Source organism: Bradyrhizobium diazoefficiens (genome assembly GCF_016612535.1).
In the GTDB taxonomy this organism is placed as follows: domain Bacteria; phylum Pseudomonadota; class Alphaproteobacteria; order Rhizobiales; family Xanthobacteraceae; genus Bradyrhizobium; species Bradyrhizobium diazoefficiens_C.
On record NZ_JAENXS010000002.1, the window covers coordinates 222,303 to 240,009 of the forward strand.

A 17,707-nucleotide genomic window follows, 5' to 3' on the forward strand; every position below is an offset into this window, starting at 1 on the left:
GCACTGATATGCTCGAGGACAAGGACCGCATCTTCAAGAACCTCTACGGCCTCCATGACTGGGGCCTCGAGGGGGCGCGGCGCCGCGGCGCCTGGGATGGCACCAAGGCCATCATCGACAAGGGCCGGGACTGGATCATCAACGAGATGAAGGCCTCCGGTCTGCGCGGCCGTGGCGGCGCCGGCTTCCCGACCGGCCTGAAATGGTCGTTCATGCCGAAGGAATCGACCGACGGTCGTCCCAGCTATCTCGTCGTCAACGCCGACGAATCCGAGCCCGGCACCTGCAAGGATCGCGAGATCATGCGGCACGATCCGCATCTGCTGGTCGAGGGCTGCCTGATCGCGAGCTGCGCGATGAACGCGCATGCCTGCTACATCTATGTCCGCGGCGAGTTCATCCGCGAGCGCGAGCATCTCCAGGCGGCGATCGACCAGGCCTATGAGGCGAAGCTGGTCGGCAAGGACAATATCAACGGCTGGCCGTTCGACATCTACGTCGCCCACGGCGCCGGCGCCTATATCTGCGGCGAGGAAACCGCGCTGCTCGAAAGCCTCGAAGGCAAGAAGGGCCAGCCGCGCCTGAAGCCGCCGTTCCCGGCCAATGTCGGCCTGTTCGGCTGCCCGACCACCGTCAACAACGTCGAGTCGATTGCGGTCGCACCCGACATCCTGCGCCGCGGCGCGGCCTGGTTTGCCGGCATCGGCCGTCCGAACAATGTCGGTACCAAACTGTTCTGCATCTCCGGTCACGTCGAGCGTCCCTGCAACGTCGAAGAGGCCATGGGCATTCCGTTCCGTGAGCTGATCGAGAAGCATTGCGGCGGCATCCGCGGCGGCTGGGACAACCTCAAGGCCGTGATCCCCGGCGGCTCCTCGGTGCGCATGGTGCCGGCCGAGCAGATCATCGACACACCGATGGATTTCGACTCCTTAAGCAAGCTGCGCTCGGGCCTCGGCACCGCGGCCGTGATCGTGATGGACAAGTCGACCGACTTGATCCGCGCCATCGCCCGCATCTCCTATTTCTACAAGCACGAGAGCTGTGGCCAGTGCACGCCATGTCGCGAAGGCACCGGCTGGATGTGGCGTGTCTTGACGCGCATGGCCGAAGGTCGCGCACATAAACGCGAAATCGACATGCTGCTCGAGGTGACAAAACAGGTCGAAGGCCACACCATCTGCGCGCTCGGCGACGCCGCAGCGTGGCCGATTCAGGGCCTGATCGCGCATTTCCGTCATGAGATCGAAGCGCGCATCGACCAGTATTCCCACCAGGCCGACATCGACGATGCCGGCGTCCGCGATCCCGTGAACATGGTCGCGGCGGAGTAGGGTGATGGCAAACGAACTTGACAACATCGTGCTTCAGTACTTGCGACGCTTTGACGAGAAGCTTGATCGCGTGGTGGATGAAATGCGTGACGTGAAAGTTCGCCTGACTTCAGTCGAAGAAGGGATGGCGGGTATCAACCGCCGCCTCGACCGTCTGGAAGCGCGAGTCGAACGGATCGAACGACGGCTCGACCTCGTCGAGCAGCCGCACTGAGAAAGACTGACGTATGACCAAGCTCATCATCGACGGCAAAGAGATCGATGTCCCCGCCGAATACACGCTGCTTCAGGCGTGCGAGGCGGCGGGCGCCGAGATTCCGCGCTTCTGCTATCACGAGCGGCTGTCGATCGCCGGCAATTGCCGGATGTGCCTCGTCGAGGTGAAGGGCGGCCCGAAGCCGGTCGCGAGCTGTGCCTGGGGCGTGCGCGACTGCCGTCCGGGTCCCAAGGGCGAGCCGCCGGAGATCTCCACGCGTTCGCCGATGGTGAAGAAGGCGCGCGAAGGCGTGATGGAATTCCTTCTGATCAACCATCCGCTGGACTGCCCGATCTGCGACCAGGGCGGCGAGTGCGACCTGCAGGACCAGGCGATGGGCTATGGTGTCGACACCAGCCGCTTCGCCGAGAACAAGCGCGCAGTCGAGGACAAATATCTCGGCGCGCTGGTCAAGACCTCGATGAACCGCTGCATCCAGTGCACGCGCTGCGTCCGCTTCTCGGCGGAAGTCGCCGGCGCACCCGAGATGGGCGCCACCGGTCGCGGCGAGGACATGGAGATCACGACGTATCTCGAGCACGCGCTGACGTCGGAACTACAAGGCAATCTCGTCGACATCTGCCCGGTCGGCGCGCTGACCTCAAAACCCTATGCTTTCGCGGCCCGTCCGTGGGAGCTCGGCAAGACCCAGTCGATCGACGTCATGGACGGCATCGGTTCTGCGATCCGCGTCGATACCCGCGGCCGCGAAGTGATGCGCATTTTGCCGCGGATCAACGAGGCCGTGAACGAGGAGTGGATATCGGACAAGACCCGCCACGTCGTCGACGGCCTGCGCACCCAGCGCCTCGACCGGCCCTATATCCGCGAAGCCGGCAAGCTGCGCGCGGCGAGCTGGCCGGAGGCGTTTGCCGCGATCGCCGCCAAGGCGGCGCGCACCGACGGCAAGCGTATCGGCGCGATCGCGGGCGATCTTGCCGGCGTCGAAGAGATGTTCGCGATGAAGGATCTGCTCGCCAAGTTCGGCTCGGCCAATCTGGCGGTGCAGGGCGGCGACGCCTTCGATCCCGCGCTTGGCCGCGGCGCCTACATCTTCAACCCGACGCTGGCGGGCGTCGAGCAGGCGGATGCGCTGCTCATCGTTGGCGCCAATCCGCGCAAGGAAGCGGCCGTGTTCAACGCCCGCATCCGCAAGCGCTGGCGCGCCGGCGGCTTCAAGGTCGGCGTGATCGGCGCCAAGGCCGATCTGACCTACGATTATGATCATCTCGGTGCGGGCACCGAGACGCTCGGTGAGCTTGCGGCGGGCAAGCACTCCTTCATGGATGTGCTGAAGAACGCCAAGAATCCGGTCATCCTGGTCGGCGCGGGCGCGGCTTCGCGCCACGACGGCGCCGCCATTCTCGCGGCCGCCGCCAGGCTTGCGCTGGACGTCGGCGCGGTGAAGGATGGCTGGAACGGCTTTGGCGTGCTGCACGAGAGCGCTTCGCGCGTCGGCGCGCTCGACATCGGCTTCGTCGCCGGTCAGGGCGGCCTCAACGCGGCGCAGATGACCACGTTCGGGACGCTGGATTTGCTGTTCTTGCTCGGCGCCGACGAGATCAAGGCGCCGGACGGCACCTTCGTGGTCTATATCGGCACCCATGGCGACCGCGGCGCGCATCGCGCCGACGTCATCTTGCCGGCAGCCGCCTATACCGAGAAGTCCGCGATCTACGTCAACACCGAAGGCCGCGTGCAGATGACCGGCCGTGCCGCGTTTCCGCCGGGCGAAGCCCGCGAGGACTGGGCGATCATCCGTGCGCTCTCGGAAGCGCTCGGCAAGAAGCTCGGCTACGATTCGTTGTCCGCGCTGCGCCAGGCGATCTTCAAGGCCGTGCCGCATCTGATCCGTCTCGACCAGATCGAGGCAGGCAGCGCCGAGCAGATCAAGAAGCTGGCGGGGAAGGGCGGTGCGCCCGAGAAGGCGCCTTTCAAGGCCATCGTCGAAGACTTCTATTTGACCAACCCAATCGCGCGTGCGTCCGCCGTGATGGCCGAATGCTCGCGGCTTGCCTCCGGGCAGATGCTGACCGCAGCGGAGTGAGCCGATGGAATTCTTCGAAAGCGCATTCTGGACCGGCTTCCTCTGGCCGCTGATCATCATGATCTTGGAGAGCGTGCTGGTGCTGGTCGTCCTTTTGGTCGCGATCGCCTACATCCTGCTCGCCGACCGCAAGATCTGGGCGGCGGTGCAGATCCGGCGCGGCCCGAACGTGGTTGGTCCCTGGGGCCTGTTCCAGTCCTTCGCCGACCTCTTGAAGTTCGTGCTGAAGGAGCCGATCATTCCGTCCGGGGCCAACAAGGGCGTGTTTCTCCTTGCTCCCTTGGTCTCGTGCGTGCTCGCGCTCGCCGCCTGGGCGGTGATCCCGACCAATCTCGGCTGGGTGATCTCCGACATCAATGTCGGCGTCCTCTTCATCTTCGCGATCTCGTCGCTGTCGATCTACGGCATCATCATGGCCGGCTGGTCGTCGAACTCGAAATACCCGTTCCTGGCTGCGCTGCGCTCGGCGGCCCAGATGGTGTCGTATGAAGTCTCGATCGGCTTCGTCATCATTACGGTGCTGCTCTGCGCCGGCACGCTGAACTTGTCGGCGGTGGTCGAAGCCCAGCATGCCCGCGGCCTTGCGGGCCTGATCGGGCTGCCGCAGCTCACCATCCTGAACTGGTACGTCTGGCCGCTGTTTCCGATGTTCGTGGTGTTCTACGTCTCGGCGCTGGCGGAAACCAACCGTCCGCCCTTCGACCTCGTCGAAGCGGAATCCGAGCTGGTCGCAGGCTTCATGGTCGAATACGGCTCGACCCCGTATCTCTTGTTCATGCTGGGCGAGTATGTTGCGATCACCACGATGTGCGCGCTGGCGACCATCCTGTTCCTCGGAGGCTGGTTGCCGCCGGTCGACCTGCCGCCCTTCAACTGGGTGCCGGGGATCATCTGGTTCGCGCTCAAAGTATTCTTCATGTTCTTCCTGTTCGCGATGGCAAAGGCGATCGTGCCGCGCTACCGCTACGACCAACTGATGCGCCTCGGCTGGAAGGTGTTCCTGCCGTTGTCGCTGGCGATGGTGGTCGTGGTGGCCGGCGTGCTGCAGTTCGCCGGCATCGCGCCGAAGTGAGGGCCGTCATGGGTATCAACATCAACGCCACTGCACGCTCGCTCCTGCTGTCGGAATTCGTCTCGGCACTCTTCCTGGCCATGCGCTATTTCTTCCAGCCCAAGCCGACGCTGAACTATCCGTTCGAGAAGGGCCCGATCTCACCGCGCTTCCGCGGCGAGCACGCGCTGCGCCGCTATCCCAACGGCGAAGAGCGCTGCATCGCCTGCAAGCTGTGTGAGGCCATCTGCCCGGCGCAGGCCATTACCATCGAGGCCGGCCCGCGCCGCAACGACGGCACCCGCCGCACCGTGCGCTACGACATCGACATGGTGAAGTGCATCTATTGCGGCCTCTGCCAGGAGGCCTGCCCGGTCGACGCCATCGTCGAAGGTCCGAACTTCGAGTTCGCGACCGAGACCCGCGAGGAACTGTTCTATGACAAGGCCAAGCTGCTCGCCAACGGCGATCGCTGGGAACGCGAGATCGCGAAAGCGATCGAGCTCGACGCGCCTTACCGGTGAGATGAGAGCATGATCCTTCCCGCGCTGTTCTTCTATCTCTTCGCCGGCGTCTGCGTCGCCTCGGCGGTGATGGTGATTGTCTCGCGCAATCCCGTGCACTCCGTGCTGTACCTGATCCTGGCCTTCGTCAACGCCTCCGGCCTGTTCGTGCTGATGGGCGCCGAATTCCTGGCGATGATCCTGATCGTCGTCTATGTCGGTGCGGTCGCTGTCCTGTTCCTGTTCGTGATCATGATGCTCGACGTCGACTTCACCGAGCTGCGTGAAGGCTTCATCCAGTATCTGCCGGTGGGCCTGGTGATCGGCGGCATCTTCCTGTTCGAGCTGCTGCTCACCGTCGGCGTCTGGGTCATCAACCCCAGCATCAGCAAGACCATCACAGCGCCGATTCCGACCAACGTGTCCAACACCGAGGCGCTCGGCCTGGTGCTCTATACGAAGTACGTCCACTACTTCCAGCTCTCGGGCATGGTGCTGCTGGTCGCCATGATCGGGGCCATCGTGCTGACGCTGCGGCACAAGGCGAACGTGAAGCGGCAGGACATCAACGTTCAGAACGCACGCACGCCTGAGATGGCCATGGCAATGCGCAAGGTGGCAACGGGGCAGGGGCTTCAGGACAGCGACGCGGCGGAGTGGGTGAAATGACGATCGGGCTCGGACATTACCTCGCGGTCGGCGCGATCCTGTTCACGCTCGGGATCCTCGGCATCTTCCTGAACCGCAAGAACATCATCGTCATCCTGATGTCGATCGAGCTGATCCTGCTCTCGGTCAACATCAATCTGGTGGCATTCTCGACCTTCCTCGGCGACATCGTCGGCCAGGTCTTCGCGCTGCTGGTCTTGACCGTCGCGGCCGCCGAAGCCGCGATCGGTCTCGCCATCCTGGTGGTCTATTTCCGCAACCGCGGCTCGATCGCGGTTGAGGACGTCAATCTGATGAAGGGCTGAGCGCATGATCCGGAAAAGTGGACACCGGTTTTCCGATCAGATCATGCGGAAAGAGTAAGTCATGGTTCAGGCAATTGTTTTCCTGCCGCTGCTGGGCGCCATTCTGGCTGGCCTGATCGCGCTGTTCGGCGCGCATGCCCGCAACCCCTCGGGCGACGAGGTGGAGCATCACGGTGACCACGGTCACGGTGCGCATGTCCATGCGTCCGATACGATCAACGAGGATGCCTCCGTCATTCACGAGACCCATCACGAACCCGGCGACGGCCACGACGATCACGGCCACGGCCCGGTCGAGCCGCCGGCGGCGGGCTCGCGCGGCGCCGAGCTGATCACCACGGCGTTGCTGTTCGTGGCGGCGGCGCTGTCCTGGATGACGCTGGTCGATGTCGGCTTCAATGGCCATGACGCCCGATTCCAGCTCTTGCCCTGGATCTTCTCCGGCGACTTGCAAGTTTACTGGACGCTGCGCGTCGATACGCTCACCGCCGTGATGCTGGTGGTGGTCACGACCGTGTCCTCGCTCGTGCACCTCTATTCCATCGGCTACATGGACGAGGATCCGTACCGGCCGCGCTTCTTCGGCTATCTCAGTCTGTTCACCTTCGCCATGCTGATGCTGGTGACCGCGGACAACCTCGTGCAGCTGTTCTTCGGCTGGGAAGGCGTGGGTCTGGCGAGCTATCTGCTGATCGGCTTCTGGTACCAAAAGCCGTCGGCGAATGCGGCCGCCATCAAGGCCTTCGTGGTCAACCGCGTCGGCGATTTCGGCTTCGCGCTCGGCATCTTCGCGATTTTCTACCTGACCAGTTCCACGGACTTCGAGACGATCTTCCATCAGGCGCCGAGCCTCACCGGCAAGACCATCGACTTCCTCGGCTGGCACGCCGACGCGCTGACGCTCACTTGCCTGTTGCTGTTCATGGGCGCGATGGGCAAGTCGGCGCAGTTCCTGCTGCACACCTGGTTGCCGGACGCGATGGAGGGCCCGACGCCGGTGTCGGCGCTGATCCACGCGGCGACCATGGTCACCGCCGGCGTGTTCATGGTGGCGCGCCTGTCGCCGCTGTTCGAGCTGGCGCCGGACGCGCAGGCCGTCGTGATGTTCTTCGGCGCGACCACGGCGTTCTTCGCCGCGACCATCGGCCTCGTCCAGAACGACATCAAGCGCATCGTCGCTTACTCGACCTGCTCGCAGCTCGGCTACATGTTCGTGGCGATGGGGGCAGGGGCCTATTCGGTCGGCATGTTTCACTTGTTCACGCACGCCTTCTTCAAGGCGCTCTTGTTCTTGGGCTCCGGCTCGGTGATCTACGCGATGCACCACGAGCAGGACATCCGCAACATGGGCGGCCTCTGGCGCAAGATCCCGTATACGTTCGCGGTGATGACCGTCGGCACGCTGGCGCTGACCGGCTTCCCGTTGTTCGCAGGCTACTTCTCCAAGGACGCGATCATCGAGGCCGCTTATGCCTCGCACAACCCGTTCTCGACCTACGCCTATCTGATGACGATCGCGGCCGCCGGCCTGACCTCGTTCTATTCCTGGCGTCTGGTGTTCAAGACCTTCTTCGGCGAGCCGCACGACCAGGAGCACTACGAGGCCGCGCATGAAAGCCCGATCTGGATGCTGGTGCCGATCGGCGTGCTTGCCGTCGGCTCGGTCCTTGCCGGTTTCCCGTTCAAGGAGTTGTTCACCGGACCTCACGGCGTGGAGGAGTTCTTCCGCGAATCCGTGAAGATGAATCCGCACATCCTCGAGGATATGGAGCACATGCCGCCGCTGCTGGGATGGCTGCCGTTCGTGATGATGGTGGGCGGCTTCCTGGTGTCCTACACCTTCTACATCCGGAAGCCCTACCTTCCGGTCGAGCTCGCGAACACCCAACCGATGCTGTACAAGTTCCTGCTCAACAAATGGTACTTCGACGAGCTCTACGACCTTATCTTCGTCCGTCCGGCGAAGTGGATCGGCTACCAGTTCTGGAAGAAGGGCGATGGCTTCATCATCGACGGCCTCGGTCCCGACGGCATCTCCGCACGCGTGCTGGATATCACCCGCAACGTCGTGAAGATCCAGACCGGCTATCTCTATCACTACGCGTTTGCCATGCTGATCGGTGCCGCCGGCCTGATCACCTGGTTCATGTTCGGCTTTGGAGGCCAGTAAATGACGACCTGGCCCATCCTATCCGTCACGACGTTCCTGCCGCTGGTCGGTGCGCTGATCGTCTATCTCAGCCGCGGCGACGACGAGGCGGCGCGGCGCAACTCGCGCTGGATCGCGCTGTGGACCACGCTGATCACCTTCGCGGTGTCGGTGCTGCTGGTCATGCGCTTCGATCCGTCGAATGCCGACTTCCAGTTCGTCGAGAAGGCGAGCTGGCTCGCGACCGGCATCACCTATCACATGGGCGTCGACGGCATCTCGTTGCCGCTGGTGATCCTGACCACCGCGATCATGCCGTTCTGCATCATCGCGAGCTGGAAGGCGATCACCAACCGCGTCCGCGAATACATGATGGCGTTCCTGATCCTGGAAACGCTGATGATCGGCACCTTCTCGGCGCTCGATCTCGTGCTGTTCTATCTGTTCTTCGAGGGCGGCCTGATCCCGATGTTCCTGATCATCGGCGTCTGGGGCGGCCCGCGCCGGGTCTACGCCTCCTTCAAGTTCTTCCTCTACACGCTGCTCGGCTCGGTGTTGATGCTGCTCGCCATCATGGCGCTGTACTGGAACGGCGGCACCACCGACATCCCGACCCTGATGCACACCGCCGTGCCGCGGTCCCTGCAGACCTGGGCGTGGCTCGCCTTCTTCGCCTCCTTCGCGGTGAAGATGCCGATGTGGCCGGTGCACACCTGGCTGCCCGACGCGCACGTCGAGGCGCCGACAGCGGGCTCGGTGGTTCTCGCCGCGATCCTGCTGAAGATGGGCGGCTACGGCTTCCTGCGCTTCTCGCTGCCGATGTTCCCGCTGGCCTCGCACGACTTCGCACCGCTGATCTTCACGCTCTCGGCGATCGCCATCATCTACACCTCGCTGGTGGCGCTGATGCAGGAGGACATGAAGAAGCTGATCGCGTACTCCTCGGTCGCGCATATGGGCTTCGTCACCATGGGCATCTTCGCCGGCACCATGCAGGGCGTCGCCGGCGGCGTGTTCCAGATGATTTCGCACGGCATCGTCTCCGGCGCGCTGTTCCTCTGCGTCGGTATCGTCTACGACCGCATGCACACCCGCGAGATCGCGGCCTATGGCGGCCTCGTCAACCGGATGCCGCTCTACGCGCTGACCTTCATGGTGTTCACCATGGCCAATGTCGGTCTGCCCGGCACCTCCGGCTTCGTCGGCGAGTTCATGACGCTGCTCGGCACCTTCAAGGTCTCGGTCTCGACCGCGTTCTTCGCCACCTTCGGCGTGATCCTGTCGGCCGGCTACGCACTGTGGCTCTACCGCAAGGTCGTGTTCGGGGCGCTGGTCAAGCCGTCGCTGATGAGCATCAAAGACCTCACTTTCCGGGAGTGCGTGACGCTGTTCCCGCTGATCGCGCTGACCATCCTGTTCGGCGTCTATCCGAAGCCGGTGCTCGACATGTCGGCGGCCTCGGTCCAGCAACTCGTCAACAATTACAACACCGCTGTGACGGCCGTGAAGGCCGCCGCACTGCTCCAGTGACCGGGCAGGTCAGGACATCGCCATGAGCTTTACGACTGCAGGTTATCAACTGGCGCCGGTGCTGCCCGAGCTCGTGCTCGCGATCGGTGCCATGGCGCTTCTGATGCTCGGCGCCTATCGCGGGCAGGGGGCCACCAGCACGGTCACGACGCTGGCGGTGCTGCTCCTGATCGTGGTCGGCGTGCTCGAATACATGCTGCCGGCAGGCAAGCAGGTGACGTTCGGCGGCAGCTTCATCGTCGACGACTTTGCGCGCTTCATGAAGATCCTGGCCCTGATCGGCTCGGCGGTGACGCTGGTGCTGTCCACCGAGTTCCTGTCCGATCCGTCGCGGCGTATTTTCGAGTATGCGATCCTGGTGCTGCTCTCGACGCTCGGGATGATGGTGCTGATCTCGGCCGGCGATCTGATCTCGCTCTATCTCGGCCTCGAGCTGATGTCGCTCGCGCTCTACGTCGTCGCGACCTCGAACCGCGACAATGCCAAATCGACCGAAGCCGGCCTGAAGTATTTCGTGCTCGGTGCGCTGTCCTCGGGCATGCTGCTGTACGGTGCCTCGCTGATCTATGGCTTCACCGGCACCGTCAGCTTCGCCGGGATCGCCACCGCCGCAACCGCCGCGAATGTCGGCCTGGTGTTTGGCCTGGTCTTCCTGCTCGCCGGCCTCTGCTTCAAGGTTTCGGCCGTGCCGTTCCATATGTGGACGCCTGATGTCTACGAGGGCGCCCCGACGCCGGTCACCGCCTTCTTTGCGTCCGCGCCGAAGGTCGCCGCGCTCGCCGTTTTCACCCGCGTCACGCTCACCGCGTTCCCCGGCATCGTCTCGCAGTGGCAGCAGATCCTGGTGTTCGTGGCGATCGCCTCGATGGTGCTGGGTTCGTTTGCCGCGATCGGCCAGAGCAACATCAAACGCCTGATGGCCTATTCCTCGATCGGCCATATGGGCTTCGCGCTGGTCGGCTTGGCTTCCGGCACCGTCGAGGGCGCGCAGGGCGTGTTGATGTACATCGTGATCTATGTCGCGATGACGCTCGGCTCGTTCTCGATCATCCTCGCGATGAAGCGCAACGGCCAGGCCGTCGAGCAGATCAGCGACTTCGCGGGTCTGTCGCGCACCAATCCGCTGCTCGCCTTCATGTTCGCAATGCTGCTGTTCTCGCTCGCCGGCGTTCCGCCGCTCGCCGGCTTCTTCGCCAAATGGTACGTCTTCGTCGCCGCCATCAAGGCGAATTTGTTCACGCTCGCCGTGATCGGCGTGCTCTCCAGCGTGGTGGGCGCCTACTATTATCTCACCATCGTCAAGACGATGTATTTCGACGAGCCGGCCGGGCAGGTCGATCCGGTGCGCGTCGAGGTGAAGACGGTGCTGGCGGTCGCGGGTCTGTTCAACATCCTCTTCGCGGTGTTCGCGGGCCCGGTGGTGAGCGTCGCCTCCGCCGCAGCCAAGTCGCTGTTCTAGGATGGGTTTCGCGCTCGGTCCTCGTGCAATCGCGGCGGGCTACAAGCTCGCAGCTTCGGAGCGGACCGGCTCGACCAATACCGATGCGATCGAAAGCGCGCGCGCCGGCGAGCGCGGCCCGATCTGGTTCGTGACAGCGGAGCAGAGCGCAGGCCGCGGCCGGCGGCAGCGCGCCTGGATCTCGCCGCGGGGCAATCTCGCCGCCAGCGTCCTTGAAGTCGTGGACGTCGCGCCAGCGGTGGCCGCGACCATCGGCTTTGCCGCCGGGCTGGCGGAAGGGGCGGCGCTGGAGAAGGTCAGCCTCGAGGCCGCGCTGCGGCTCGGCCCTGACCGGCCCCGATACGCCCTGAAATGGCCGAACGACATCCTCGCCAACGGCAAGAAGCTCGTCGGCATCGGGCTCGAAGCCGAAGCCGTCGGCGATCGCCTGGCCATCGTCACCGGCATCGGCACCAACATCGTGGCGGCGCCGGAGGGCACGCCGACGCCGGCGGTATCGCTGGCAACGCTCGGCGTCCAGATCAGTGCCGAGGAGCTGTTCTCGGCGCTGACGGACGCCTGGGTCGAGTTCCGCGGCATCTGGGACAATGGCCGCGGCTTTGCCGAGATCCGCAAGCTCTGGTTGGAGCGCGCCGCCGGCCTCGGCGAGCGCGTCGCGATCAACACGGGGACGATGACGCTGGAAGGCATTTTCGACACGATCGACGACACCGGTTGCCTGATCGTCCGCACCACTGACGGCCGACGCCTGCCGGTGGCGGCCGGCGAGGTGTTCTTCGGTTCGGCCGCCTCGGTGGGAGCGGCGTGATGGCGAGACCTGACGAACTGGTATTTGCGCCGCTTGGCGGCGTCGGCGAGATCGGCATGAACCTGTCGATCTACGGCCTCGGCAACCGCCAGCAACGTTCCTGGTTGGCGGTCGATCTCGGCGTCTCCTTCGGCGACGAGGAGCATCTGCCCGGCATCGATTTGATCATGCCGGACATCAGCTTCCTGGAGAAGGAACGCAAGAACCTGATGGGCCTGGTGCTGACCCACGCCCATGAGGACCATTTCGGCGCGATCATCGACCTCTGGCCCAGGCTGAAATGCCCGATCTACGCCACCCAGTTCAGCGCGGCGCTGTTCGAGGCCAAATGCGCCGCCGAGCGCAATGCGCCGAAGATCCCGGTGACCGTGGTTCCGTCCGGCGGCCGCGTCGATGTCGGCCCGTTCAACGTCGAGTTCATCCCGGTCGCGCATTCGATTCCGGAAGCGCATGCGCTGGCGATCCACACCGAAGCCGGCACCGTGCTGCACACCGGCGACTGGAAGATCGACCCGACCCCGACCTTGGGGCGTCCGACCGACGAGAAGCGGCTGCGCGAGCTCGGCGAGGAGGGCGTGATGGCTTTGATCGGCGATTCCACCAACGCCGTGCGCGACGGCCGTTCGCCCTCGGAAGCCGAAGTCGCCCGAACCATCATCGATCTGGTGAAGGCCGCCAAGGGCCGCGTCGCGGTCACGACCTTCGCCTCCAATGTCGCGCGCATCAAGGCCGTCGCCGACGCTGCGAAAGCCGCCGACCGCGAGGTCGTCGTGGTCGGCCGCGCCATGGAGCGGGTGGTGCAGGTCGCGCGCGAGACCGGCTATCTCGACGGCGTGCAGAATTTCCGCTCGCCCGAGGTCTACGGCCATCTGCCGCAGGACAAGGTGCTGGCGCTCTGCACCGGCAGCCAGGGCGAATCCCGCGCCGCGCTCGCCCGTATCGCCAATGACGATCATCCCGAGATCACGCTCAACCGCGGCGACAGCGTGATCTTCTCCTCGCGCACCATCCCGGGCAACGAAAAGGCGGTCGGCGCGATCATCAACAATCTGGTGCTCCAGGGCGTCGAGGTCCTCACCGACCGCGACCATCTGGTCCACGTCTCCGGCCATCCGCGCCGCGACGAGCTGCGCGACATGATCTCCTGGGTGAAGCCGCAGCTGCTGATCCCCGTGCATGGCGAGGCCCTGCACCTCAACGAGCACGCCAAACTGGCGCGCGCCGCCGGCGTGCCGCGCGTGCTGGTCGTCCGCAACGGTGATCTCGTCAAGCTCGGGCCAGGCGATCCCGGCATCGTCGGCGAGGTGCCTTCGGGCCGGCTCTACAAGGACGGCACTATCCTGGAGGATTCAAAATCCCGTGCGGTGGTCGAGCGCCGCCGCATGGCGTTCTCCGGCTGCGCCTTCGTCGCGATCGCCATGACCGCGCAGGGCGAGCTCGTCGACGAGCCCGAGGTCGATCTGGTCGGCATCCCCGAAAAGAACCGGGCGGGCGAGCCCCTCGACGACATCGTCTTCGATGCCGTGATGTCCACGATCGAGGGCCTGCCGAAGGCGCGCCGCAGGGATGCGGATGCGCTTGGTGAATCGGTGCGACGCGCCGTCCGGGCGGTGATCAACGAACATTGGGGCAAAAAGCCCGCCTGTCTGGTACACGTCCTGACAGTCTAAGGGAGAAGCATATGCTGGGCCGGCTCAACCATGTGGCGATCGCCACAAAGGACGCCATCAAGGCTGCCAGGATTTACGGCGCAGCGTTCGGCGCCCAGATATCGGAGGCCATCGCGCTGCCCGAGCATGGCGTCACCACCGTGTTCGCGACGCTCCCCAACACCAAGATCGAGTTCATCGAGCCGCTCGGTGAGGCCTCGCCGATCGCAAAGTTCCTCGAACGCAATGCCGACGGCGGCATCCACCACATCTGCTACGAGGTCGTCGACATCATCGTCTCGCGCGACACGCTGGTGAAGGAGGGCGCGCGGGTGCTCGGTGACGGCGTGCCGAAGATCGGCGCCCACGGCAAGCCGGTGCTGTTCCTGCATCCGAAGGATTTTTCCGGCGCGCTCGTCGAAATCGAGCAGGCATAGGCCGGACCATGGCCTACCAAATCTCGACCGGGCTTGCGATCTACTTCGTCATCTGGTGGCTCGCGCTGTTCCTGACGCTGCCCTTCGGCATCCGCAGCCAGCATGAGGATGGCGCGGGTGCGCCGGGCACCGATCCCGGCGCCCCGATCCTGGCCGGCATGCGGCGCAAGCTGATCTGGACCACGATCATCTCGGCGGTCATTTTTGCCGCCGGCATGGCGGCCTATCACGCCGGCTATCTCTCGGTGGAACGCCTGTCAAAACTGATGGGAATGCCGTTTTAGAACATGATGAAATGAGGTGCGGGTTCACCTCTCCCCGACGGGGAGAGGTCGGATTGCGCAGCAATCCGGGTGAGGGGCCGCGGCACGCGGTGAGACCGTAACCCCTCACCCGGATCGCATCTTTCGATGCGAACCAAAGCTCATCTCTTTAGACTTTTGGAAACGCTTGTTTGGGGGGAATAAATGACTTTTCAGAGGATCGTCGTCGCGCTGCTGGTGCTGATCGTCGCCGGCCTCGGCGGCATCGGCTATGTCGAGTGGCGGACGGCCGTGCAGATGCGAACGCTGAAGGCGTTCGTCGAGGGCTATGTCTTCAACGAAGCCGTGACGGCCTGCGAGCAGGCCAAGAGCTCGACGCCGTTCAAATGGAACGGGGGAAAAAGCACCTCGGTGATCGGCCTGAACTCGGTCAAGCCTGACAAATACACCGTCAGCGCCAGCTACACGCTGGTGGCGGACAACGTCTATTGCGATTACGATCCGATCAAAAGAAAGGCCGAGATCGGCTCGAGCTTCCTGGAGCGGGAGTAACGGTCCGGCCCATATGATGGGATGGATCGTCATGACCGAGGCGCAGGCGGGGGACTATCGGATTCTGCATGAGGCGGCTTTGCGGGATTATCTCGCGGGCCTGCCCGACATTGCAGCGCGTCTCGGCAACGAACCGGTCTCCTGGTCGATCACCGAGGTCGGCGACGGCAATCTCAACCTGGTCTTCATCGTCAAGGGCGACCGCGGCGGCATCGCCGTGAAGCAGGCGCTGCCTTATGTCCGCCTCGTCGGGGAGAGCTGGCCGTTGCCGCTGTCCCGGGCCCATTACGAATTTTTGGCCTTGTCGAAGCAGGCCGAGCTCGCGCCCGGCCTTGTGCCGGCGGTACTACATCACAACGACGGCTTGGCGCTGACCGTGATGGAGCTGCTCGAGCCCCATATCATCATGCGCAAGGGCTTGGTCGCGGGCACCCGCTATCCGCGCTTCGTCGACGACATCACCACCTTCATGGCGCGAACGCTGTTCTTCACCTCCGATCTTGCGCTCTCTACGGCCGAGAAGAAGGAGGCCATCGCGGCCTTCGCCGGCAACCATGCGCTGTGCAAGATCACCGAGGATCTGATCTTCACCGATCCCTATCGTATCGCCGAGCAGAACCGCTGGACCGCGCCGTATCTCGACGCGCTCGCCGCAGATTTGCGCGACGACATGGAGCTTCATGTCGCGATCTCGCGGCTGAAGCTGAAATTCATGGCAAGCCCGGAAGCGCTGCTGCATGGCGACCTCCACACGGGCTCGATCATGGTCACGGAGAGCGAGACGCGGGTGATCGATCCCGAATTCGCGTTCTACGGCCCGATGGGGTTCGACCTCGGCGCCGTGCTGGCCAATCTGCTGATGGCCTATTTTGCATCATCCGGCCACGAGCGCGTGCCGGGCGAGCGGCGCGAATTCGAAGGTTGGGTTCTGGAGACGGTCGAGCAGGTCTGGAACGAATTCGCCCGCAAATTCCTCGACCTCTGGCGGACCAAAGCCGGCGGCGATGCCTATCCGGTCTCGCTCTTTTCCGGAGAGCAGGGCGCCGCGCGGCTGGAGATCGAGCGGCAAGCCTATATGCAGCGGCTGTTCACTGACACGGTCGGCTTCACCGCCGCCAAGACCATCCGCCGCATCTTCGGCCTCGCCCACAATATCGATTTCGAGCTAATCGAGGATCCCAAGCAGCGCGCGATCAGCGAAGCCCGCGCCGTGCGGCTCGCGCGGGCGATGATGGTGGAGACGGGGACGTATCGGACGATCGCCGACGTCACCGGCGCTGCGCGAAAATTGCGGGATTGGATGCCGGAGCTATCAAACTGAAGACGTCGCGATGTTGTCGGAGCCTTGCAGCTCACGGATTGCGCGCAGGATCTTCTTGCGATCGCCGAGGGTCAGTTCGGCGGCTATCAAAGCAGCGCCACCGCGATTCCAGCGGCTGCGCTGAAAGCAACGACGACCAGCGGAGGTGCGCGCCAGGCGACCAGCAGGACGAAGCCGACAAGCGCGATGGCAAAATCCCGTGGTGAATGCACGGTGGTCGTCCAGACGGGATCGTACAACGCCGCGCCAAGCACGCCGACCACGGCAGCATTGACGCCTCGCATCATGGCCTGGGCGCTGGGGTGCTTTCGAAACGAGTCCCAGAACGGCAGGAATCCAAGCAGGACGAGGATGCCGGGCAGGAAGATGCCAATCAGGCCGAGCGCTGCCCCGGCGACCCCACGCGGCTCTGGCGAAGCCACCGTGCCGAGATAGGCCGCGAAGGTGAAGAGCGGGCCCGGCACCGCCTGCGCGGCGCCGTAACCGGCGAGAAAGACGTCGTCACTCACCCAGCCCGGCACCACGAAGGCTTCACGGAGGAGAGGCAGGACGACGTGACCACCGCCGAAGACGAGCGCGCCGGAGCGATAGAAGGCATCCAACAGGGCAATGCCCGTGGATCCGGTCAGGCTACGCAGTACGGGGAGGCCTGCCAGCAGGACGAAGAATATCCCGAGGGTGATCAGCCCCATGGTTCGCGACACGGGAATCTCGACGTGACCGGACGGCGCCGCAGCGTTGCGGCGACACAGCCACAGACCGGCGAGGCCGCCGAGCACGATCGCTCCGATCTGGGCGATCGACGCCGCGCTGAGGAGGATGATGAGCGCCGCGACCACTGCGATCGACGCGCGCTCGCGATCGGGACAGAGGTTGCGCGCCATGCCCCAGACTGCCTGCGCCACGATGGCGACTGCGGTCAGCTTCAGTCCGTGCAGCAGGCCGACACCGACCGGGCCCTCCAAGGCGCCGGCGCCGTAAGCGAAGAGAACGAGGATCGCGGCCGAGGGCAGAGTGAAGCCGGTCCAGGCGGCGAGTGCGCCCAGATAGCCGGCCCGCATCAAACCGATCGAGAACCCGACCTGACTGCTGGCGGGGCCAGGCAGGAATTGGCACAGACCAACCAGATCGGCGTAGGCGTGCTCGTCGATCCAGTTCCGCCGTACGACGAACTCGTCGCGGAAGTACCCGATGTGGGCGATCGGACCGCCGAAGCAGGTCAGACCGAGCTTCAGGAAAATCCGCAGAACCTCCAGCGGCGAACCCGCCTGGGACCTCTGACCGGCCGAGATGTCGGTTGACGGATCCAAATGGCTCACGGATGTTTGATCCGATTCCGGAATATGTTTATCGGGTTTCGATAAACGATATCGA

17 protein-coding genes are annotated in these 17,707 nt (G+C 64.3%); 16 read left to right on the top strand and 1 reads right to left on the bottom strand.

The window, feature by feature from the left end:
• Positions 1-8: 8 nt before the first annotated feature.
• The 16 genes from nuoF (at position 9) to mtnK (ending at position 16,333) form a co-directional block, all read left to right on the top strand.
• Positions 9-1,334, top strand: coding sequence for an NADH-quinone oxidoreductase subunit NuoF (gene nuoF / locus JJE66_RS17755; protein ID WP_200515602.1), 1,326 nt, complete (start codon positions 9-11; stop codon positions 1,332-1,334).
• A 4-nt stretch (positions 1,335-1,338) separates the two neighbouring features.
• On the top strand, positions 1,339-1,548 hold the full coding sequence (locus tag JJE66_RS17760) for a hypothetical protein (protein ID WP_200515603.1): 210 nt from the start codon (positions 1,339-1,341) through the stop codon (positions 1,546-1,548).
• 13 nt (positions 1,549-1,561) lie between these two features.
• On the top strand, positions 1,562-3,637 hold the full coding sequence (nuoG, locus tag JJE66_RS17765; protein WP_200515604.1) for an NADH-quinone oxidoreductase subunit NuoG: 2,076 nt from the start codon (positions 1,562-1,564) through the stop codon (positions 3,635-3,637).
• Between the two features lie 4 nt (positions 3,638-3,641).
• Positions 3,642-4,709, top strand: coding sequence for an NADH-quinone oxidoreductase subunit NuoH (gene nuoH, locus JJE66_RS17770; protein ID WP_200515605.1), 1,068 nt, complete (start codon positions 3,642-3,644; stop codon positions 4,707-4,709).
• Between the two features lie 14 nt (positions 4,710-4,723).
• Positions 4,724-5,212, top strand: a complete 489-nt coding sequence (gene nuoI / locus JJE66_RS17775; RefSeq protein ID WP_200518552.1) for an NADH-quinone oxidoreductase subunit NuoI — start codon at positions 4,724-4,726, stop codon at positions 5,210-5,212.
• Between the two features lie 9 nt (positions 5,213-5,221).
• The gene (locus JJE66_RS17780; protein ID WP_200515606.1) at positions 5,222-5,860 is read left to right on the top strand and encodes an NADH-quinone oxidoreductase subunit J; all 639 of its coding nucleotides are present in this window, start codon (positions 5,222-5,224) and stop codon (positions 5,858-5,860) included.
• Positions 5,857-6,165, top strand: a complete 309-nt coding sequence (nuoK, locus tag JJE66_RS17785) for an NADH-quinone oxidoreductase subunit NuoK (protein WP_008547737.1) — start codon at positions 5,857-5,859, stop codon at positions 6,163-6,165. Before JJE66_RS17780 ends, nuoK begins: the two co-directional genes overlap by 4 nt.
• A gap of 61 nt (positions 6,166-6,226) precedes the next feature.
• Positions 6,227-8,335 carry an NADH-quinone oxidoreductase subunit L gene (nuoL, locus tag JJE66_RS17790; RefSeq protein WP_200515607.1) on the top strand — a complete coding sequence of 703 codons (2,109 nt, stop codon included), beginning with the start codon at positions 6,227-6,229 and terminating at the stop codon, positions 8,333-8,335.
• A complete protein-coding gene (locus JJE66_RS17795) occupies positions 8,336-9,844 on the top strand; it encodes an NADH-quinone oxidoreductase subunit M (protein ID WP_200515608.1) in 1,509 nt (502 codons plus the stop codon).
• A 22-nt stretch (positions 9,845-9,866) separates the two neighbouring features.
• Positions 9,867-11,303 carry an NADH-quinone oxidoreductase subunit NuoN gene (nuoN, locus tag JJE66_RS17800; RefSeq protein ID WP_200515609.1) on the top strand — a complete coding sequence of 479 codons (1,437 nt, stop codon included), beginning with the start codon at positions 9,867-9,869 and terminating at the stop codon, positions 11,301-11,303.
• Between the two features lies 1 nt (position 11,304).
• On the top strand, positions 11,305-12,111 hold the full coding sequence (locus JJE66_RS17805) for a biotin--[acetyl-CoA-carboxylase] ligase (RefSeq protein ID WP_200515610.1): 807 nt from the start codon (positions 11,305-11,307) through the stop codon (positions 12,109-12,111).
• A complete protein-coding gene (locus tag JJE66_RS17810) occupies positions 12,111-13,781 on the top strand; it encodes a ribonuclease J (protein WP_200515611.1) in 1,671 nt (556 codons plus the stop codon). Before JJE66_RS17805 ends, JJE66_RS17810 begins: the two co-directional genes overlap by 1 nt.
• Positions 13,782-13,792: 11 nt before the next feature.
• Positions 13,793-14,197, top strand: a complete 405-nt coding sequence (gene mce, locus JJE66_RS17815; protein ID WP_200515612.1) for a methylmalonyl-CoA epimerase — start codon at positions 13,793-13,795, stop codon at positions 14,195-14,197.
• Positions 14,198-14,205: 8 nt separating this feature from the next.
• Positions 14,206-14,481 (top strand): DUF1467 family protein, encoded by a 276-nt coding sequence (locus tag JJE66_RS17820; protein WP_200515613.1) that lies wholly within the window; start codon positions 14,206-14,208, stop codon positions 14,479-14,481.
• Between the two features lie 183 nt (positions 14,482-14,664).
• Positions 14,665-15,012, top strand: a complete 348-nt coding sequence (locus JJE66_RS17825; protein ID WP_200515614.1) for a hypothetical protein — start codon at positions 14,665-14,667, stop codon at positions 15,010-15,012.
• Positions 15,013-15,043: 31 nt separating this feature from the next.
• Positions 15,044-16,333 (top strand): S-methyl-5-thioribose kinase, encoded by a 1,290-nt coding sequence (gene mtnK, locus JJE66_RS17830; RefSeq protein WP_200515615.1) that lies wholly within the window; start codon positions 15,044-15,046, stop codon positions 16,331-16,333.
• 86 nt (positions 16,334-16,419) lie between these two features.
• Here mtnK and chrA read toward each other — a convergent pair whose 3' ends face one another.
• The gene (gene chrA, locus JJE66_RS17835) at positions 16,420-17,652 is read right to left on the bottom strand and encodes a chromate efflux transporter (protein ID WP_311979930.1); all 1,233 of its coding nucleotides are present in this window, start codon (positions 17,650-17,652) and stop codon (positions 16,420-16,422) included.
• Positions 17,653-17,707: the final 55 nt, after the last annotated feature.